The organism is Rhodococcus opacus, assembly GCF_012396235.1.
GTDB lineage: Bacteria > Actinomycetota > Actinomycetes > Mycobacteriales > Mycobacteriaceae > Rhodococcus_F > Rhodococcus_F opacus.
The window spans coordinates 106,419-125,811 of the sequence record NZ_JAAXPA010000014.1 but is presented as its reverse complement, the minus strand read 5'-3'; the positions used below and the strand labels follow the sequence as shown (position 1 = coordinate 125,811).

14 protein-coding genes are annotated in these 19,393 nt (G+C 70.7%); 9 read left to right on the top strand and 5 right to left on the bottom strand.

Going from position 1 to position 19,393, the window contains the following annotated elements; all coding sequences use genetic code 11:
* The first annotated feature begins 20 nt into the window (after window positions 1-20).
* The 5 genes from HGB39_RS20035 to HGB39_RS20015 all read left to right on the top strand — a co-directional run bounded on the left by HGB39_RS20035 (window position 21) and on the right by HGB39_RS20015 (window position 6,334).
* Window positions 21-1,433: an MFS transporter gene (locus HGB39_RS20035; RefSeq protein ID WP_064080766.1), complete on the top strand. Its 1,413-nt coding sequence runs from the start codon at window positions 21-23 to the stop codon at window positions 1,431-1,433.
* Window positions 1,434-1,485: 52 nt separating this feature from the next.
* A complete protein-coding gene (nirB, locus tag HGB39_RS20030; protein ID WP_005574157.1) occupies window positions 1,486-3,996 on the top strand; it encodes a nitrite reductase large subunit NirB in 2,511 nt (836 codons plus the stop codon).
* A gap of 81 nt (window positions 3,997-4,077) precedes the next feature.
* Complete coding sequence (gene nirD / locus HGB39_RS20025) at window positions 4,078-4,479, top strand: nitrite reductase small subunit NirD (protein WP_005574158.1); 402 nt, start codon at window positions 4,078-4,080, stop codon at window positions 4,477-4,479.
* Window positions 4,476-5,633, top strand: a complete 1,158-nt coding sequence (locus HGB39_RS20020; RefSeq protein WP_054247393.1) for a uroporphyrinogen-III synthase — start codon at window positions 4,476-4,478, stop codon at window positions 5,631-5,633. Before nirD ends, HGB39_RS20020 begins: the two co-directional genes overlap by 4 nt.
* Window positions 5,630-6,334: a sirohydrochlorin chelatase gene (locus HGB39_RS20015; RefSeq protein WP_064080765.1), complete on the top strand. Its 705-nt coding sequence runs from the start codon at window positions 5,630-5,632 to the stop codon at window positions 6,332-6,334. The genes HGB39_RS20020 and HGB39_RS20015 overlap by 4 nt, the downstream gene beginning before the upstream one ends.
* Window positions 6,335-6,338: 4 nt before the next feature.
* Here HGB39_RS20015 and HGB39_RS20010 read toward each other — a convergent pair whose 3' ends face one another.
* Entirely contained in the window at window positions 6,339-8,087 is a 1,749-nt protein-coding gene (locus HGB39_RS20010; RefSeq protein ID WP_005564812.1) for an NTP transferase domain-containing protein, read from the bottom strand.
* A gap of 22 nt (window positions 8,088-8,109) precedes the next feature.
* Complete coding sequence (locus tag HGB39_RS39630; RefSeq protein ID WP_257226324.1) at window positions 8,110-8,235, bottom strand: hypothetical protein; 126 nt, start codon at window positions 8,233-8,235, stop codon at window positions 8,110-8,112.
* A gap of 61 nt (window positions 8,236-8,296) precedes the next feature.
* On the opposite strand from HGB39_RS39630, the gene yczR reads away from it, so the two are divergent.
* Both yczR and HGB39_RS20000 read left to right on the top strand, forming a co-directional pair.
* Complete coding sequence (gene yczR / locus HGB39_RS20005; protein WP_005564814.1) at window positions 8,297-9,742, top strand: MocR-like transcription factor YczR; 1,446 nt, start codon at window positions 8,297-8,299, stop codon at window positions 9,740-9,742.
* A 142-nt stretch (window positions 9,743-9,884) separates the two neighbouring features.
* Window positions 9,885-11,150: a lipase family protein gene (locus tag HGB39_RS20000; protein WP_005564816.1), complete on the top strand. Its 1,266-nt coding sequence runs from the start codon at window positions 9,885-9,887 to the stop codon at window positions 11,148-11,150.
* A gap of 13 nt (window positions 11,151-11,163) precedes the next feature.
* Here the strand turns inward: HGB39_RS20000 and HGB39_RS19995 are convergent, their stop codons facing one another.
* A complete protein-coding gene (locus HGB39_RS19995) occupies window positions 11,164-11,472 on the bottom strand; it encodes an MGMT family protein (RefSeq protein ID WP_005564818.1) in 309 nt (102 codons plus the stop codon).
* 10 nt (window positions 11,473-11,482) lie between these two features.
* Window positions 11,483-12,268 (bottom strand): alpha/beta fold hydrolase, encoded by a 786-nt coding sequence (locus HGB39_RS19990; RefSeq protein ID WP_064080768.1) that lies wholly within the window; start codon window positions 12,266-12,268, stop codon window positions 11,483-11,485.
* A gap of 56 nt (window positions 12,269-12,324) precedes the next feature.
* On the opposite strand from HGB39_RS19990, the gene HGB39_RS19985 reads away from it, so the two are divergent.
* Entirely contained in the window at window positions 12,325-15,621 is a 3,297-nt protein-coding gene (locus HGB39_RS19985) for an ATP-dependent helicase (protein WP_005564821.1), read from the top strand.
* Window positions 15,618-18,965 carry an ATP-dependent helicase gene (locus HGB39_RS19980; protein ID WP_005564823.1) on the top strand — a complete coding sequence of 1,116 codons (3,348 nt, stop codon included), beginning with the start codon at window positions 15,618-15,620 and terminating at the stop codon, window positions 18,963-18,965. Before HGB39_RS19985 ends, HGB39_RS19980 begins: the two co-directional genes overlap by 4 nt.
* On the opposite strand, the gene HGB39_RS19975 is transcribed toward HGB39_RS19980, so the two are convergent.
* A complete protein-coding gene (locus HGB39_RS19975; protein ID WP_043788825.1) occupies window positions 18,931-19,329 on the bottom strand; it encodes a DoxX family protein in 399 nt (132 codons plus the stop codon). The two genes, HGB39_RS19980 and HGB39_RS19975, sit on opposite strands and share 35 nt — an antisense overlap.
* Between the last annotated feature and the right edge of the window lie 64 nt (window positions 19,330-19,393).

Sequence of the window (19,393 nt, the reverse complement as noted above, 5' to 3'; positions counted from 1 at the left end):
CACACAACGAGGAGGCCCGGGTGAAGAAGCACTACATCGAGCACTGGGACGCGGAAGACGTCGACGCCTGGGAGGCGGGCGGCAAGGACATCGCCAAGCGGAACCTGATCTGGTCGGTGGTCGCTGAGCACGTCGGCTTCTCCGTCTGGTCGATCTGGTCCGTCATGGTGCTGTTCATGCCGACCGACATCTACGGGATCGACGCGGCGGGCAAGTTCTTCCTCGTCGCGGTCCCGACCCTCGTCGGCTCGATTCTGCGCATCCCGTACACGGTGGCGACGGCCCGATTCGGCGGCCGCAACTGGACCGTCTTCAGTGCCCTCGTCCTGCTCGTGCCGACGCTGTTCACCCTGTACCTGATGATGAACCCCGGCGCGTCCTACACGACGTTCATCCTCGTGGCCGCACTCGCCGGCGTCGGCGGCGGCAACTTCGCCTCGTCGATGACCAACATCAACGCGTTCTACCCGCAGCGACTCAAGGGCTGGGCACTCGGCCTCAACGCCGGCGGCGGCAACATCGGCGTCCCGATGATCCAGGTGATCGGCCTGCTCGTGATCGCCACCCTGGGTAACACGGAGCCCTGGATCGTCTGCGCCGTCTACCTCGTCTTCATCGCCGTCGCCGCGGTCGGCGCCGCCCTGTTCATGGACAACCTCGGCAACCAGAAGTCCGATCTCCGGTCGATGGCCAAGGCGCTGAAGTTCTCCGACTCGTGGGTCATCAGCTTCCTCTACATCGGCACGTTCGGATCGTTCATCGGCTTCAGCTTCGCGTTCGGCCAGGTCCTGCAGATCAACTTCCTCGCCGGTGGCGCCACCCCCGCCGCGGCCGCGCTGCACGCCGCGCAGATCGCCTTCATCGGACCGCTGCTCGGCTCCATCGCGCGGCCGATGGGCGGCAAGCTCGCCGACCGCATCGGCGGCGGCAAGATCACGCTCTACACGTTCGTCGCCATGGCGCTCGCCGCCGCAGTGCTGGTCACCGCCGGCACCGTCGACGACGGGACGCCCGGCGCGGCCACGGCCGGAGTGCTGGTGGCGTTCGTGTTCGGCTTCATCACCCTCATCCTGCTGTCGGGCATCGGCAACGGCTCGGTCTACAAGATGATTCCGTCGATCTTCGAGGCCAAGGCGCAGGGACTCGAGGGACTGAGCCGGGACGCCAAGGCGGCGTGGTCGCGCGCGATGTCCGGCGCCCTCATCGGGTTCGCGGGCGCCATCGGCGGCCTCGGCGGCGTCGGCATCAACCTGGTGCTGCGCGCGTCCTACGGCGGCACCGCGAAGTCCGCGACCATGGCGTTCTGGGTGTTCCTCGCCTTCTACATCGCCTGCATCTTCGTCACCTGGTTCGTCTTCCTGCGCCGCCCGTCCGTCACTCGTGGGCTCACCGTCTCCGACGGCGACGACGAAAAGGTGTCGGTCTCGGCGTGACCTCACGCAGTACCGCATGAACTCGAGTAATTAAGCTAGAAGGAGCGACGGCATGAGCCGCAAGTCAGCAGTGGTCATCGGGCACGGAATGGTCGGACATCGATTCGTCGAGGCGTTGCGTGCGCGCGACGAGTCGGACGACTGGTCGGTGACGGTGCTCTGCGAGGAGCCCCTCCCCGCGTACGACCGGGTGGGACTGTCCTCCTATGTGGGGGCGTGGGACCCCAAGGAGCTTGCGCTCGCGGGTAACGACTACCCGGACGACGCTCTCGTCGATCTCCGGATCGGCCGCCGGGCCGCGACCATCGATCGGGAGTCCCGCAAGGTCACCACCGATTCGGGTGAGGTCGTCGCGTACGACGCTCTCGTGATGGCCACCGGTTCGTACCCGTTCGTGCCGCCGATCCCCGGGCACGACCGGCCGGAGTGCTTCGTCTACCGCACGCTCGACGACCTCGACGGCATCCGGAAGCGTGCCGACGCGGCCGGACCCGGCGCCGTCGGTGTCGTCGTCGGCGGTGGCCTGCTCGGACTCGAGGCCGCGAACGCCCTCAAGTTGATGGGCATGACACCGCACGTCGTCGAGTTCGCGCCCCGGCTGATGCCGCTGCAGGTGGACGAGGGCGGCGGAGCGCTGCTCGCCAACCTGGTCACCGACCTGGGTCTCACCGTCCACACGGGTGTCGGCACCGCGGGCATCACCGAGGGTCCGGACGGGATCAGCGTCGAACTGTCCGACGGTTCGGTGATCGAGGCCGCGCTGCTGGTGTTCTCCGCGGGTGTGCGGCCGCAGGACCAGCTGGCCCGCGACGCCGGACTCGAGGTCGGCGAGCGGGGCGGGATCATCACGGACCTCGGCTGCCGCACGTCGGACGAGAACATCTACGCGGTCGGCGAGTGCGCCGCGGTGGAGGGACGGTGCTACGGCCTCGTCGCTCCCGGTTACACCACCGCGGAGATCGTCGCGGACCGGTTGCTGGGCGGAGCGGCGGAGTTCCCGGGCGCGGACCTGTCCACCAAGCTCAAGCTGATGGGTGTGGACGTCGCCAGCTTCGGCGACGCGCACGCTCAGACGCCCGGAGCCCTGGAGGTGGTCCTGAGCGACGCCGCCAAGGGCACCTACGCCAAGCTGGTCGTGTCCGACGACGCGAAGACGCTGCTCGGCGGCATCCTCGTCGGCGACGCCTCCGCGTATGCGTCGCTGCGCCCGCTCGTCGGACGTGAGCTGCCGGGCGATCCGGCCTCGCTGATCTCGCCGGCGGGGGAGAAGCCCGGCGCCGGGTCCCTGCCCGACGACGCCGAGGTGTGCTCCTGCAACGGCGTCACCAAGGGTTCGATCTGCGGGGCCATCGCCGACGGTGCCTGCGACATCGCGCAAGTCAAGAGCTGCACCAACGCGGGAACGACGTGCGGCGGCTGCCTGCCGACCATCAAGCAGCTCCTCGCGTCGTCCGGCGTGGTGATGTCCAAGGCGCTGTGCGAGCACTTCGAGCAGTCCCGCGCCGAGCTGTTCGAGATCGTGCAGGCCACCGACACGCGCACGTTCTCCGCGCTGATCTCGAAGTACGGGAAGGGTTCGGGCTGCGACATCTGCAAGCCCGTCGTCGCATCAATCCTCGCGTCCACCGACTCGGACCACATCCTGCACCGCAACCAGGCGGGTCTGCAGGACACGAACGACCACTTCCTGGCCAACATCCAGAAGAACGGCACCTACTCCGTGGTGCCGCGGATGCCCGGCGGCGAATGCACCCCCGAACAGCTCATCGTCATCGGCGAGGTGGCCCGCGACTTCGGCCTCTACACGAAGGTCACCGGCGGTCAGCGCATCGACCTGTTCGGCGCCCGCGTCGAGCAGCTGCCCGCGATCTGGAAGCGTCTCGTCGACGCGGGCATGGAGTCCGGTCAGGCCTACGGCAAGTCGCTGCGCACCGTGAAGAGCTGTGTCGGATCCACCTGGTGCCGATACGGCGTGCAGGACTCCGTCGGTATGGCGGTCGACCTGGAGAACCGGTACCGCGGCCTGCGGTCCCCGCACAAGATCAAGTTCGGTGTCTCGGGCTGCGCCCGCGAATGCGCCGAGGCGCGCGGCAAGGACGTCGGCGTCATCGCCACCGAAAACGGCTGGAACCTGTACGTCGGCGGCAACGGCGGCCAGTCTCCGAAGCACGCCCAGTTGCTCGCCGGTGGGCTCGACGACGAGACCCTGGTCCGGTACATCGACCGGTACCTCATGTTCTACATCCGCACCGCGGATCGTCTCCAGCGCACCGCGCCGTGGGTCGATTCCCTCGAAGGCGGGCTCGACCACCTCAAGGCCGTGGTGTGCGAGGACAGTCTGGGCATCGCCGCCGATCTGGAGGCTGCCATGGCCAAGCACGTTCTGGGATACAAGGACGAGTGGGCGGGCGTGCTCGAGGACCCGGAGAAGCTGTCGCGGTTCGTGTCGTTCGTCAACGCGCCCGAGGAGGCCGATCCGACCGTCTCGTTCGACGACACGGGCGTCCGGAAGGTCCCGGTGTTGATGGGAATGCCGAAATTCGCAGCTTCTACATCGGAGTAATCCCCGCTTAACGCTGCGGAAACACCGACCCCGAACGATGTATCCAAGCACGGATACACACCAGCCCGAAGGAGGACTGTGATGACCGTCGTCGACATGAACGTGCACAGTGCCAGTGGAACCAGGCGTGAAAGCGTCCAGTCAGGCCGTCTCGAATGGACGTCCGCGTGCCCGCTCAGCCAGCTGATTCCCGGTCTCGGGGTGGCGGTGCTGCTGCGGGGCGGGGAGCAGGTGGCACTGTTTCTCCTCGAGGACGGATCACTGCGCGCCGTGGGCAACATCGACCCGTTCGGGCGCGCGGCCGTGATGTCCCGCGGCCTCGTGGGTGACCGGGCCGGCGAGCCCACCGTGGCGTCGCCGCTGCTCAAGCAGGTGTTCTCGCTGGTCGACGGACGCTGCCTCGACGACGAGTCGGTGCGGCTGCCCGTGTACGACGTGCGGGTGTGGGCCGGCGTCGTCCAGGTTCACAGCACGAACGCGTGAACGACGACACGCCGCTGTGCGGGTTCACGATCGGAATCACGGCGTCCCGGCGTGCGGAAGAGTTCGCCACGCTGCTGACGCGGCGCGGTGCCACCGTGGTGCACGCCCCGGCCATCCGCATCATCCCGCTGGCCGACGACACGGAACTCGAGCGCGTCACGCGCCAGATCATCGACAACCCGCCGGAGATCGTCGTCGCGACGACGGGGATCGGCTTCCGCGGCTGGATGGAGGCCGCGGACGGCTGGGGCGAAGCGGAGGAGCTGGGCCGGGCACTGGCCGCGAGCCGCCTGCTGGCCCGCGGACCCAAGGCGAAGGGCGCGATCCGGGCCGCGGACCTGCGGGAAGAGTGGTCACCCGCCTCGGAGTCGTCGGCGGAGGTGCTTGATCACCTGCTCGGTGAGGGCGTCGAAGGCAAGCGCATCGCGGTCCAGTTGCACGGTGCCACCACGGAATGGGAGCCGGTCGCGGACTTCTGCGAGGTGCTCCGCTGTGCGGGCGCCGACGTGATCGCCGTCCCGGTCTACCGGTGGACGCCGCTCGAGGACCAGGCCCCGATGGACCGGATGATCGAACTGATCGCCTCCGGCGGGCTCGACGCGGTCAGCTTCACCAGCGCACCGGCGGTGGCCTCGCTGCTGACCCGCGCCAAGGAGACCGGAATGATCGAGATGGTGCTGCACTCGTTCCGGCACCGAGTTCTCGCGGCCTGCGTGGGACCGGTGACCGCGGGACCGCTGCGCGAACTCGAGGTGCCGACGACGATGCCGGCGCGCTCGCGGCTGGGGGCACTCGCCCGGCACATCGCCGACGAGCTGCCCAGGCGGGCGAACAAGATCCAGACCGCCGGGCACGAATTGAGCATCCGGGGCGGCTGCGTGGTCGTCGACGGCGAGGTGCGGCAGCTGCCCCCCGCTGCGATGTCGCTGATGCGTACGCTCGGCGCCCGGCCCGGCCGGGTCGTCCCCCGGGACGAACTGCTGGCGGCACTGCCCGGTGGCGGCGGCGACACCCACGCCGTCGAGACGGCGGTGGCCAGGCTGCGGGCGTCCCTGGGTGCACCGAAAGCCGTCCAGACGGTGGTCAAGCGGGGATACCGCCTCGCTCTCGACCCCGTCGACTGCGTCGATTCACGTGAGGAGGGACAGCAATGAACGAGACAGCACTGGTACTGGTGGCACACGGCACGCGGAGTCCCCGGGGCGTGGAGATGATCGCCGCGCTCGCCGACGCCGTCGCCGAGCAGGTCGGACCCACCCGGGTCTCCTTCGTGGACGTTCTCGGGCCGTCGCCGGCCGAGGTGCTCCGCGACATCACCGGGCCCGCCGTCGTGGTCCCGGCGTTCCTTGCGTCGGGCTACCACGTCCACACCGATGTTCCGCGGGAAGTCGCGGACAGCGGTCACCCCTCGGTGGCCGTGACCCGGGCGCTGGGACCGGACCCCGTTCTCGCCGAGGTCCTGCTGCGGCGCCTCGTCGACGCGGGCTGGCGGCCCGGCGACGCGGTCGTGCTCGCCGCGGCCGGCTCGTCCGACCCGCGGGCCCTGCGCGACGTCCGGCGCGCCGCGGCGCTGTTGTCGGAACTCGTGGCGTCGCGGGTCCGGATCGGCTACGTGGCGACGGCGCAGCCGCGCGTCCCCGACGTGGTGGTCGGATTGCGTGCGGACGGCGAGAAGCGCGTGTTCGTCGCGTCGTATCTCCTGGCCCACGGACTGTTCCACGCGCGTCTCGCTGATGCCGGTGCGGACGGAGTGGCCGAGCCGCTCGGTGTCGATCCGGCCATCGTCGGCCTCGTGGCGGAGCGCTACCGCAGCGGAATTCCGGCCGCACAGCGCACCCTGTCGTTCCAGCGCTGACCCGTCAGCGCGGGAGCGGCACCAGCTCTGCCAGATCCCCGTCGGCCGCGCCCGCCGGGACCAGCGCCAGCGCTTCGCGGTCGATGAGGCCCGCGAGATGCGCGGTCCGGACTCCGGGGTCGACGCGCCACGTGCCGTCCGGTTGCGGGACGGCGGGCAGGATCCGGGTGGCGTCGCCACTGACCTCGGACGCATTCGCGATACGCGCCAGCTGACGCGGTGCCGGAGTGCGACCCGTGAGTGCGGCCGCGATGGACGGAACCGTGGTCAGGAGCGTCGCGACCGCGGCGTACGGGTTTCCGGGCAGCCCGAGCACCACCCGTCCGTCGGGCAAAAGGGCGGTCACCTGCGAACCGCCGGGGCGGCACCGCACCCTCCCCACCACGATCCGGGCCTCCGCCCGGTCGAGCGCCGCACGCAACTGGTCGGCCGCGCCGCCGCCGGTCGCCCCGACGATCACGATCAGGTCGGGCCGGCGGACTTCCCGGAACAGTTCGTCGAAGCTGTCGGACGTGTCCCGTAGGTGCGTGTCCGCGACCGTCCGGATGCCGCACCACAAGAGGAACTGGGGGAGAACGGGTCCCAGAGCGTCCCGCGTCTGCCCTCGTCGCAGCGGACCTTCCCGCCGGATCTCGTCTCCCGTCACCACCACGTGCGCGCGGACGGGGCCGCGGACCCCCGCGGTGGTCACCTCCGCGCTCGCGGCGGCGGAGACGAGTGCGGGCGTGACGGCCGTGCCCTCCACGGCGAGCCGGTACCCCTCGTGCCAGTCCTCGCCGCGTCGTCGCGCGTCGTCGCGCACGGGGGCGTCCTGGCTGCGGGACAGTCGCGGTCCCTCGGAAGTGTCTGTCGCCACGGCGAATTCGTCCCGCACGACGGCGGTGGCGCCGCTGGGGAGGTGCGCACCCGTTGCGATCCGGGCCGCCTCGCCCTCCGCCAGCTCGAGTTCCTCGGAGCTTCCCGCGTACCGGATGTCACCGCGCAGCAGCCACGGACCGTCGCCCGCGACGGCGTATCCGTCCATGGCGGAGACGGCGATGCGCGGCAGAGCCTCGGCGGCGAGCAGCGGCTCGGCGAGGGTGGCGCCGAGCGACGTGCCGAGCGCCGCGGACCGCGGTGGGAGCGGGGGGACCGCGGTCAGGATCGCGTCCCTGGCCTCGGCGATCGTGACCGGCGCCGCCGCGGCCCTGCTCCGGGCCCGCTCGACGTCCGCCGGTGTGTCGCAGTCGGTGACCCCGCGGAAGAGGACCGTGTCGAACGTGTCCGGAACGAGCGCCTTCATGGGCTGATTGACCGCCGACCCGAGCGAGCGCACGCGCTCGGTCAACGCACCGACGCGCCACGCGGACAACAGGAACTGCAGGCGGCCCGACTCGTCGACCGCGAACACGGTGTCGGCGTCCTGCACGGCGGCGGCGAGGGCCTCCACCATCGCGGGTTCCGCGAACGGCAGGTCCGACGCGAGCAGTATCACCCGGTCTCCCGGTTCGGCGTCGAGGACCGCCAGTCCGGCGGCCACCCCCGCGACCGGCCCGGCGCCCGGTGGCGTCTCCTGCGTCTGGAGCACCGTCGAATCGAGGTCGGCGCGCCGTGGTCCCACGACCACGATGCGTTCACAGTCGTCGACGGCGTCGAGCGCGGTGTCGAGCATCCGGCGTCCGCCGACCACCACGGCCGGCTTGTCGACGCCGCCCATCCGAGTGGCTCGTCCACCGGCGAGGACGATCGCGTGAACGGGTGCGGCAGAGTTCATTCCCTCATGCTGCCGCACATCCTCAGTCGCTGTGCAGGTGGCTGCGCGGGGGTCCGGCGAGCCCGGACCGTCCGCCGTGCGCCGTGCTGACGCAGAGCCAGGCCACCGACGCCAGGCTGAGGGTCAAGAGGATTCCAATTACCAGCATGTATCGATTGTCGGTGCAAAGTGGACCGCGATTTCCAGTCCTCTGTGGGAAAGTGGCCTGTATGAGTGTGGAACCAGTCCGAACCGTCTCGGCAGCCGAGTTGGCGGTGCTGCTCGGTGCGGCGCCCACCGGCGGGCAACCGCTGTACCGCGGGCTCGCCGACGCCCTCCGCGAGAAGGTCGCCGACGGATCGATGGCCGTGGGAGTCCGGCTGCCCGCCGAACGGGCCCTTGCGGAGGAACTCCGGCTCAGCCGGGTGACCGTCAGTGCCGCGTATCGGGAACTGCGCGAGGCCGGTTGGGCGTCGGCGCGACACGGATCGGGCACATTCGTGGCGATGCCGTCGGGTCCGCCGGCGTGGGGGAGCATGGTGGGTGCGCCGGTGGACGGTGTCGTCGACCTCGTCAACGCCGCGCCGGCCGCCGCCCCCGAACTCAGGGAGGCCTATCTGGACGCCGTCGACGAGCTGCCCCGTTTCATGCCCCAGCACGGATACCACCCCGGCGGGCTGGCGACGCTCCGCGCGGCGATAGCAGGCCATTACACGAGCCGGGGTCGCCCGACCACCGCGGACCAGATCCTCGTCACCGGCGGCGCGGGCGATGCCACCGAAGTGGTGTTCGAGGCTCTGGTCGAGGCGGGCGACCGGGTCCTGGTCGAACATCCGACCTATCCCGGCGCGGTCGAGTCAGTGCAGGCCGCCGGCGGCAGGCCTGTTCCGGTGCCGATCGATGCGACCGACCCGGACGCGTTCGTCGCCGAGACGGACCGGGCTGCGCGGCAGAGCGCCCCGACGGTGGCGTACCTGATGCCGGACTTCTCCAATCCGTCGGGAGCCAGGGCGACTCCCGACGGCAGGCGGCGGCTGGCCGCGACCCTGGCCCGCCACGGCGTGGTGACCGTCGTCGACGAGGTGGCGGCGGAACTCGTGCTGGACGGCTCGGACGACCTCGAGCCGTTCGGCGTCCCGGTCCCGGAATCGGCGACCGTGGCGATCGGCAGCCTCAGCAAGACCGTGTGGGGAGGTATCCGCGTCGGCTGGGTGCGCGCCGAGGCCGCCCGCACCGCGCAGATGGCCAAGATCATGGCGCGCAGGCAATTGTCGGTCTCGGTGCTGGATCAGCTTGCTGCCGTGCGCTTGTTCGCCTGGCACGACCGTCTGGTCGCGCAGCGCCGCCGTGACCTCCTGGTGCAGCGGGACGCGCTCGCGGCGGCCGTCGACGAGCAGTTGCCCGGGTGGGACTACGTGCTGCCCGCCGGGGGTCTGTCCCTGTGGTGCACGCTCCCCGGCGGAACGAGTTCGACGGAACTCGGCGCTGCAGCACGGTCGAGGGGGTTGCTGCTGGCTCCCGGGCCCCGATTCGGCACCGGCCATCTTTTCGACGACCACCAGCGGTTACCCTTCACGCGGCCGGTGTCCGAGCTGACTGCGGCCGTGAATATCCTTGCCACCCTGGTCGTGTCCGGCGACGCCTCGATGTCCGCGACACCGACGCTCGTCGTGTGACGTGCGGGTGTTCGACGGCGAAAGTACCTGTGAATCGAAGTATCGGTCAGAGACCACTTCGGTACCGGGAAAGCGGCTGATCTTTATCGACGCTCTGGCATAGTGATGCCGTCGACCCGCTCGCTGAATTGTGGGGTATGTCATGGGTTCGTTGTTCCGCAGATCCTTCGGCACCGCTGTACTCGGCTCGGTCCTCGCGCTGACTGCCGCCCTCGTGGGCGCAGGTACCTCCGCGGCACAACCACCATTGCTGGTGCCCCCCTTGCTGTCCCCACCCGCCGCCGACGCCATCTTCCCCGTCGCCGACCCGGACCCCTTCTACATCCAGCCCGCGGACGTCGCCGACCATGCTCCGGGCGAAGTCCTGAAGATCCGCCAGCTGCCGCCGTCGTACTACTTCCCCGGTAGCGCGATGTGGGAGCTGCTGTTCCGGACCACCGACTCCGAGGGCAAGCCGATCGCGGCGAACACCACGTACGTGCTGCCCCCGAACCACGTCCCGGACGGCCCGCTGGTGTCGTACCAGCACATCATCAATTCGCTCGGCAACAAGTGCAAGATCGTCACCGAGCTCTACACCACCGACCCCCTGCACCAGATCCGCGAGGCCGCCGGACTCAACATCGCACTCGCGCGCGGGTGGGCAGTGGCGCTGCCCGACCATCTGGGACCGAGGATGGCGTACGGCGCGGCGAAGCTCGGTGGCCAGATCACCCTCGACGGCATCCGCGCCGTCCAGCGAGTCCCCGAACTGCAGGTGCAGAACAGCAAGGTCGGACTGGGCGGATATTCCGGCGGCGGCATGGCCACGGCCTGGGCGGCGGCGCTGGCACCGAGCTACGCCCCCGAACTGAACATCGTCGGCGCCGCCGAGGGCGGAACCCCGATGAACCTGGTGAAGATGGCGGAGGCCCTGGGCACCAACCCGCACCCCGCGTTCGGTCTCGCGATGGCCGCCGCGCTGGGGCTGGAGCGCGAATACCCGGACCGCATCGACGTCAGCGGCCAGCTCAACGATCAGGGCCGCTGGATGAAGCAGATGATCGGCAACGGATGCACCAACGAGATCATGCTGTTCGGAATCGGGCGCAGCGCATCACAGATGACCGACAACAAGAACTTCATGGACGATCCGGAAGCGTGGAAGGTGATGGAGGAGAACAGCCTGGAGCTGTATCCGGGCGTGCCCACCACGCCGATCTTCGAATGGCACAGCCCGACGGACGCACTGATCCCGGTCGATTCGATCGACACCACCCTGCGGCGGTACTGCGACGCGGGCACTCCGGTGCAGACTCTGCTCACTCCGACCCCCGACCACCTGTCGGCGGCGGCGCTGGGGCTGCCGCAGGGGCTGGACTGGATGGACGCCCGGTTCCGCGGTGATCCCGCGCCGAGCACGTGCTGAGGCGGGCGGGGCGTCAGCCGGACTGATCGAACCGGTGCCGGGCCGCCGCGAGATCCACGCGGCCGTCCCGGATGGGAACACCCTCGAGTTCGAGCTTCGCGATCTGCCGGTGCGCGAGATGCGGCGCCGGTCGTCCCGACGCGCCCAGCACCCGGTGCCAGGGGAGATCGGCGGAGTCGGTGCGCATGATCCAGCCGACCGTCCGCGCACTGGACAGCCCTGCCGCCGAGGCGATGTCGCCGTACGTGGCCACCCGTCCGGGCGGAATCGACGCGACCAGTGCGCGGACCGCCTCGACCTGTTCCTCCGTCGTCGCGACCATCACGCGACCATCAGAGGAGCGTGCGGACGAGCTCGGCGACATCGTCGGGCCGGGCCTGCGGCACCATGTGATCGCAGTCGAGGTCGACGGCGGTCAGGTTGTCGCCCAGATGGTCGGTGAGAGCCTTGCGGAATTCGGGTGTGACATACGGCGGCTGCACCTTCGACGCCTGCACGAGGACGGTCGGCAGGTGCGCGGGCGGCAGGACGGCCTCGCGTGCGAGTTCGCCCCACGCCGTGACGACGGCGGGGGTGGACAGCCGCCAGTTGACCCGGCCGTTCGCCAGCGGCACCAGGTGTTCGGCGATCTCGTTCTCGAGGACGTCGCGGGCCACTTCACCCCACGAGCCGTGCACCTTCTCGGATCGAGCCTCCGCGATGTCGGTGTAGTCGGGGGACGAGATGGTGAGATCCGCCACCGACTGCATCACCTCGGGATCGAGCCCGATCGCGGGATCGAGCAACACGAGTCCCCGGACGCGGTCGGGGACGGCGCGCGACAGGTGCAGTGCCAGGGCGCACCCGAACGAGTGGCCCACCACCAGGACGGGTCCCCGCGCATACGCGTCGAGTGTGTCGACGAGGCTCGCGACGTGGGCTTCGAGGTTCCACGGCGGCGCCCACGTGGAACGGCCGTGCCCGAGCAGGTCCGGGGAGATCCAGCGGGCGTCCGGCAGCTGGTCGGTGGCCAGTGCCTCCCACCGTCTGCCGTGACCGGTGAGTCCGTGCAGGGCGAGGATCTCCGTGCCGTCCTCGGCGCCGAACAGGTACGTATTCAGTGCTGACACGTGACCCATGATGCCGGATCGGGTCGCCGCACGAGATGTCGGACCGTTCTGGTGGAATGCCACCCATGACGGAATCGGCGGTGCGCACCAGGACGTCGGTTCCCCGTGCCCGGCTCGTGCACCGTCAGAACCCGGTCCGCGAGGCCCGGGTGTGGGACGACGCCACGCAGCGGGTCCTCACCGCGCCGCCCCTCGGAATGGGCTGGAATCCCTGGCAGGTGCTCGGCGGCCCGGGAACGGGCAAGACGTCGCTTCTCGTGGACGTCGCGGTCGACCGGATCGCCGGTGGCGAAGACCCGGAGTCGGTGCTGGTGCTGACGCAGTCGAAGCGAGCGGCCGGCCGGGTGCGCGAAGAGGTCACCGCCGCGCTCATCGGCCACGACGAACACCACGGCCCCCGTGCCACGCGTGAACCGCTCGTACGCACCGTCCACTCCTACGCCTTCGCGGTGCTGAGGCTGCAGGCCGCCGCCCACGGAAACCCGCCCCCGCGCCTCATCACCGGCGCCGAGCAGGACGCCGTGCTGCGCGAGATGCTGCACGGCGACATCGCGGACGGCGGCGAGATGTGGCCCGAACGTCTGCGTCCCGCACTGGCACTGGGCGGCTTCGCCGTCGAACTGCGCGACCTCATGCTGCGCTCGAGCGAGCGCGGCCTCGGCCCCGAAGACCTGATCAAACTGGGTCGGCGGCACACCCGTCCCGAGTGGGTGGCGGCGGGAATGTTCGCCGCCCGGTACGAGCACGGCATGCTGCTACGCGGAGCCGTCGGTGTCGAGGCCCCCGAGGCCACCGCGCCTGCGCTGGACGCCGCCGAACTGATCGGTGCGGCCCTCACCGCGTTCGCCACCGACCCGGACCTGCTGCGCACGGAGCGGGCCCGGGTGCGGCACCTGCTCGTCGACGACGCTCAGCACCTCGATCCGCAGGCCGCGGAACTCGTCCGGCTCGTCGGCACCGGTACCCGCACCACGGTCGTCGCCGGCGACCCGGACCAGTCGATCTACGGCTTCCGCGGGGCCGACCCGACATTCCTCGCCGAACTGGCCGACAAGGGTGATCCCCGGCAGGTGTTGCTGCCGGTCAACTTTCGCAGTACGGCGGAGGTCGCGACCACGGCAGCCCGGATCACGTCCCGGCTTCCGGGGCATCTGCCGCATCGGATCTGGAGCCCGGCGCGGGACGGCGGACGGACGTCGGTCCGGGTCCTGAGCACGGCGGCGAAGGAGGCTGCGCTCATCGCCGACACCCTGCGTCGCGCCCACCTCCTCGACGAGGTGCCGTGGTCGGAGATGGCGGTGATCGTGCGCTCGGTGCCGCGCGCCCTGGCGCCGCTGCGTCGTGCCCTGCTGGGTGCAGGTGTGCCCGTCACCACCGCGGCGTCCGAGTTGCCGCTGGCCCGTCAGCACGGGGTGTCGGGACTGATGCTGGTGCTGCGGGCACTGTCGGGGCAGGAATTCACGGGCGAGGACGCACTCGCCCTGCTCGCCGGCCCCGTCGGCGGCGCAGAACCCGTGGCGCTCCGGCGTCTTCGCCGGGGACTGCGGCGCGCCGAGCTGGCGTCCGGCGGCGACCGCGACTCGGCCGAGCTCCTCCGTCTCGTGCTGGTGGGCGAGACCGACAGCACCCGCAGGGTCACGGCCAAGCTGACCGACGTCGAAGCGGCATCCCTGAACCGGGTGCTGTCCGTGCTGCGCAAGGCGAAGGTGCCCCTGGACCGTGGGCGCGGCATCGAGGACGTGCTGTGGGCGGCATGGCAGGCCACCGGACTCGAACGCCGCTGGTCGGCGGCTTCCGCCCGCGGAGGTCCGATCGGGGCACAGGCCGACCGCGACCTCGACGCCGTGGTCGCCCTGTTCGACGCCGCGGCGAGTTACGTCGACCGCCTCCCGCGTGCACAGCTCGCCGGGTTCGTCGACTACCTCACCGGGCAAGCCATTCCCACCACGCGGAACGTCTCCGCCGTCCCGGTCGATGCCGTCTCGGTGCTCAGCGCCCACTCGGCTGCCGGCCGCGAATGGGACGTCGTCGCGGTCGCGGGTGTGCAGGAAGGGCTGTGGCCGAGCCTGCGGGCGCGCGGCAGCCTACTCGGCACCGAGGCGCTGATCGACCTGACCGCCGGAGTGTCCGACGGCAGCGAGACGGCCGCCGACCGGATGTCGCGCACCGCACCGCTCCTCGCCGAGGAACGCAGGCTGTTCCTGGTGGCGTGCAGCCGGGCGAGGCGGAGCCTGCTCGTCACCGCGGTCGACTCGGCCAGCGGCGACGCCGATCTCGTTCACTCCCGTTTCGTCGACGAGTTGCTCGCCGGAGACCAGGATTCGGACGTCGAGGAGACGGTCGTGCAGGCGGAGGATCCGGCGACCCGGGTCCTGGCCCTGCCTGCCCTCGTCGCCGAATTGCGCAGCGTGGTCTGCGATCCGGACGTCGCGGAATCCGATCCCGCCCGGCAGGACCGCGCGGCGCGGCAACTCGCCCGGCTCGCCGACGCCGGAGTGCGCGGCGCACACCCGGACCAGTGGTACGGCACCGCCGAACCGAGCACCGGCGTGGCGTTGTGGAACGAGGAGGACGGACCGGTGTCGTTGTCGCCGTCCACCATCGACCTGCTCAACACGTGCCCGTTGCGGTGGCTGCTCGAACGCCACGGCGGGACGGACGGCGACAACACCCACGCCATCGCCGGAACGCTCGTGCACACGCTGGTGCAGGCGCTCGCCGGCCGCATCCCGCCCGATCAGGTGGAACGCGCACTGGAGAACGCCTGGGATTCGATCGATCTGGGATCTCAGTGGTACTCGCGGCGTGAACTCGACCGCACCCGGGACATGCTCGCCACGTTCACCGCCTGGCTCGGGAACACCCGATCCGAACTCACCGAGGTCGGTGTCGAGGTGGCAGTCGACGGTGTCCTGGAACCGCAGGAAGAGGGTTCCCCGACGATCCGGTTGCGGGGGCGGATCGACCGGCTCGAACGCGATGCCGAGGGCAGGCCCGTCATCGTCGACGTGAAGACCGCCCGCGCACCGGTCACCAAGGACGACGCCCAGCAGCACGCCCAGCTGGCGGCGTACCAGGTGGCGGCGGCGACCGGCGCGATCGACGGGGAGCCGGCGTCGAAACCCGGTGGGGCGCGGCTGGTCTTCGTCGCCAAACCGCACAAGAAGGAAGGCGCCACCCAGCGGGTGCAGGCACCGCTGTCGGACGAGGACCTCGAGACGTGGCTCGCGGTGATCCACGCGGCAGCGGCGGCCACCAAGGGGCCGGGGTTCCTCGCCCGCGTCAACGACGGTTGCCGGCACTGCCCGGTGCGCACGAGTTGCCCCGCGCACGACGAGGGACGGCAGGTGACGTCGGAATGACCATCCGTATCGACCCGGTGGAACTCGCCATCGGCCTGGGGCAGCATCCACCCACCCCGGAGCAGGCCGCCGTCATCGCGGCCCCCCTCGGCCCGACCCTCGTCGTCGCGGGGGCGGGCGCGGGCAAGACCGAGACGATGGCGGCCCGCGTCGTGTGGCTGGTGGCCAACGGTGTCGTCGACCCCGAGGCGGTGCTGGGGCTGACGTTCACCCGGAAGGCGGCGCAGCAGCTGACCGCCCGGATCAGGAAACGCCTTGCCCGGCTGGCGGGTTCGGACCTGCTCCGCAGGGTCGACCCGAGCGGCGACCTGCGGTCGCGGATCCTCGCGGGCGAACCGGAAGTCAGCACCTACCACTCCTACGCCGGGCGACTGCTGTCCGAGCACGGGCTCCTGCTGCCCATCGAACCCTCGGCGACGCTCCTGTCGGAGACGGAACTGTGGCAGCTGGCGCACCGGGTGGTCAGCTCCTGGGACGGCGACCTCGACACCGACCGGAATCCGGCGTCGGTCACCGAAGCCGTACTCGCGTTGTCCGGGCAGCTGGCCGAGCACCTCGTCGAACCGGACGATCTGCGAGAGGCGCACACCGAGCTCGACAAGCTCGTCCACACCCTGCCCGCCGGACCGCGACAGCGCGGCGGCCCCGGCAAGGAACTGCTCGACATCCTCGACACCCAGCACCGGCGGGTGGATCTCCTTCCCCTGGTGCAGCGTCTCGCGGACACGCTGCGCCGCGAAGGTGCGCTCGACTTCGGCAGCCAGATGTCGCTCGCGGCACGCGTCGCCGCGGACCACCCCGAAGTCGGACTCGCCGAGCGCACCCGCTTCCGGGTGGTGCTGCTCGACGAGTACCAGGACACGGGACACTCGCAGCGGGTGCTGCTGTCGTCCCTGTTCGGCGGCGGTCTCGACGGTGAACTCGCGCTCACCGCGGTGGGCGACCCCATGCAGTCGATCTACGGCTGGCGGGGTGCCTCGGCGGCCAACCTGCCCCGCTTCGCAACGGACTTCCCGCTGACGAACGGAGATCCGGCGCCGACCCTGGAACTGCTCACGAGCTGGCGCAACCCGCCGGAGGCACTGGCGCTGGCCAACATGGCGTCGGCGTCCCTGCGTGAGCGGGGCGTGTCGGTCAGCACTCTGCGGGCGCGACCGCAGGCCGTCCCGGGTGATGTGCGGCTGGCCCTCACCGGTGACGTCGTGCAGGAACGCGAATGGGTGGCCGACCGCATCGCCGAACAGTACGCGGACGCCACGAGCCGGGGCGAGGACCCGCCGACCGCCGCGGTGCTGATCCGCCGCAACGCCGACGCCGCACCGATCGCGGAGGTGCTGCGGTCCCGGGGTCTGCCGGTCGAAGTGGTCGGTCTCGGTGGACTGCTCCACACCCCCGAGGTGGCCGACGTGATCGCGATGCTCCGGGTGGTCGCCGACCCGATGGCGGGCAGTGCCGCCGTGCGAATGCTGACCGGGGCGAGATGGCAGATCGGGGCCGCCGACCTGACGGCGCTGTCGCGGCGAGCCTCCGAACTGGCCATCGGAACCGGCTACGGCACCACCGGCGCCGTCACCGATTCGTCCGCTCTGGCCGACGCCGTCGGCGAGGCGCTGCCCGGTGAGCACGCGGAGCAGGCCGGCCTGGCGGATGCACTGGCGGATCCCGGTCCCGCCGAACGCTATTCGCAGGTCGGTTACGCACGGATCACCGCCGTCGCGGCGGAGTTGGCGTCTCTGCGTGAGCGGATCGGGCAGCCACTCACCGAGCTGGTGGCCGAGGTCGAACGGGTGTTGGGTATCGGCATCGAAGCACAGGCCCGGACGCGTCGGTCGGCGCGGGGGAGTGCGGGCCGCGAACATCTCGACGCCTTCGCCGACGTCGTCGCCGGGTACGCGAGCCGCACGTCGGCCACCGTCACCGGACTGCTCGCCTTTCTGTCGGCCGCGGAATCGGTCGAAAAGGGTTTGGCTCCGGGCGAAGTCGAGGTGGACCCGCACCGCGTCCAGGTGCTGACGGTGCACTCGGCCAAGGGGCTGGAGTGGGAAGTGGTGGCGGTACCGCACCTGACGGCCGGCGTCTTTCCCTCGCGGACGGCGTCCGGGTCCTGGCTCGGTGCCGTCGGTGAACTGCCGCCCTCGCTGCGCGGAGACCGTGCGCGGCCGGGGGAGTCGGCCGACGGCGTGCCCGTTCTCGAGCTCGAGAACCTGTACGACCGGAAAGACCTCGAGGAGGCCGTGAAGGCGCACAAGGCGGCGCTGGCGGCCCGCAAACTCGACGAGGACCGCAGGCTGTTCTACGTCGCACTCACCCGCACCGAACGGGTGCTGTTCGCGTCGGGTCACCACTGGGCAGAATCCGGAACGGAGCCCAAGGGTCCGTCGGAGTTCCTCACCGAACTGCGCGACACGGTGACCGACGAGGAGCACGAGGGAATCGGGATCGTCGACATCTGGGCGCCCGCACCCGAACCCGACGAGCAGAACCCGCTGACCAGTACCCCCAAGTCGGCTGCGTGGCCGCGGGATCCGCTCGGGCTCCGACGGGAGTCGGTCGAGCGCGGCGCGGCGTTGGTCGTGGCGGCGCTGAAGAGTGCAGGCGAGACGGCACCGGCAGGCGGGGACGACGATCCCGAGAACTGGGCAGCCGACGTCGACGCCCTTCTCGCCGAGCGGGAGGCGCGGGCGAACGCCCGCACCGAGGTGGTGTTACCCGGTCAGTTGTCGGTGAGCCAGCTCGTCGAACTCGAAGCCGACCCGGACGCCCTGGCCGCCCGGCTGAGGCGTCCGCTGCCGTACCCGCCGAATCCGCTCGCGCGGCGCGGTACCGCGTTCCACGCCTGGGTGGAGCGCCGCTTCGGGGCCACCCGGCTGCTCGACCTCGACGAGCTACCCGGTGCCGCCGACACCGGCGCGGGCCCCGACACCGACCTCGCGACCCTGCAGGACGCGTTCCTGCGCTCGCCCTGGGCCGACCGCAACCCGACCGAGGTCGAGGTGCCGTTCGAGACGTCGGTGGCGGGGACGGTGCTGCGCGGCCGGATCGACGCGGTGTTCACCGATCCCGACGGCGGGTGGACGGTGATCGACTGGAAGACCGGCGCCGAGCCGAGCGCGGCCAACGAGAAGGCCGTCGTGATGCAGCTGGCCGCGTACCGGCTGGCGTGGGCCGAACTGATGGACGTTCCGATCGAGCGGGTGCGCGCCGCCTTCCACTACGTGCGGACCGGACGGACGATCGCGCCGGATCACCTGCCCGACGCCGACGCGCTCGCCCGTCTGCTCCGTTCCGCCGGTTCTCCCGCCGACGAGATCAGGCCCGACGCCGAGCCTTCAGTGACTCGGTGACCAACGGGATCTGCAACGGAAGACGCAGCAGCGCACCGGCTTTCTGCACGTTCGTCGTCTTGGAGCTCTTCACCCAGTCCACTGCCATGTTGACGTTGGCGGGGAAGACGGCGACGAACAGGAGAGCAGCGAGGCCGCCACCGAGCCGGCGGGTTCGCGGCACGGCGAGCGCCGTGCCGATGGCGAGCTCGGCGACCCCCGACACGTACGTGTAGGTCCGGGCATCGCCCGGAAGCTGGGTGGGGACCGTGGAGTCGAAGAACTTGGGGGCGACGAAGTGCATCGTGCCCGCGCCGAGCAGAAGCGCGGCAAGGCGGAGTGCGGGCTTCTGGCTCGGTCGTGGTGTGTGGCTCTCTCGTTGCATGACGTGAGCTTGCCCGAACAACTCGGTTCGCGACAACGAGGCTCCGACGTGTCACCGATGGGGC

Excerpts from the sequence above, each read along its gene's own strand:
- HGB39_RS19995 (WP_005564818.1), bottom strand. The coding sequence starts at position 11,472 with ATGGTCGCGACGACGGAGGAACAGGTCGAGGCGGTCCGCGCACTGGTC.
- HGB39_RS19975 (WP_043788825.1), bottom strand. The coding sequence starts at position 19,329 with ATGCAACGAGAGAGCCACACACCACGACCGAGCCAGAAGCCCGCACTC.
- HGB39_RS20015 (WP_064080765.1), top strand. The coding sequence starts at position 5,630 with ATGAACGAGACAGCACTGGTACTGGTGGCACACGGCACGCGGAGTCCC.
- HGB39_RS19980 (WP_005564823.1), top strand. The coding sequence starts at position 15,618 with ATGACCATCCGTATCGACCCGGTGGAACTCGCCATCGGCCTGGGGCAG.
- HGB39_RS39630 (WP_257226324.1), bottom strand. The coding sequence starts at position 8,235 with ATGCTGGTAATTGGAATCCTCTTGACCCTCAGCCTGGCGTCGGTGGCC.
- HGB39_RS20010 (WP_005564812.1), bottom strand. The coding sequence starts at position 8,087 with ATGAACTCTGCCGCACCCGTTCACGCGATCGTCCTCGCCGGTGGACGA.
- HGB39_RS20000 (WP_005564816.1), top strand. The coding sequence starts at position 9,885 with ATGGGTTCGTTGTTCCGCAGATCCTTCGGCACCGCTGTACTCGGCTCG.
- yczR (WP_005564814.1), top strand. The coding sequence starts at position 8,297 with ATGAGTGTGGAACCAGTCCGAACCGTCTCGGCAGCCGAGTTGGCGGTG.
- HGB39_RS19985 (WP_005564821.1), top strand. The coding sequence starts at position 12,325 with ATGACGGAATCGGCGGTGCGCACCAGGACGTCGGTTCCCCGTGCCCGG.
- nirB (WP_005574157.1), top strand. The coding sequence starts at position 1,486 with ATGAGCCGCAAGTCAGCAGTGGTCATCGGGCACGGAATGGTCGGACAT.
- nirD (WP_005574158.1), top strand. The coding sequence starts at position 4,078 with ATGACCGTCGTCGACATGAACGTGCACAGTGCCAGTGGAACCAGGCGT.
- HGB39_RS19990 (WP_064080768.1), bottom strand. The coding sequence starts at position 12,268 with ATGGGTCACGTGTCAGCACTGAATACGTACCTGTTCGGCGCCGAGGAC.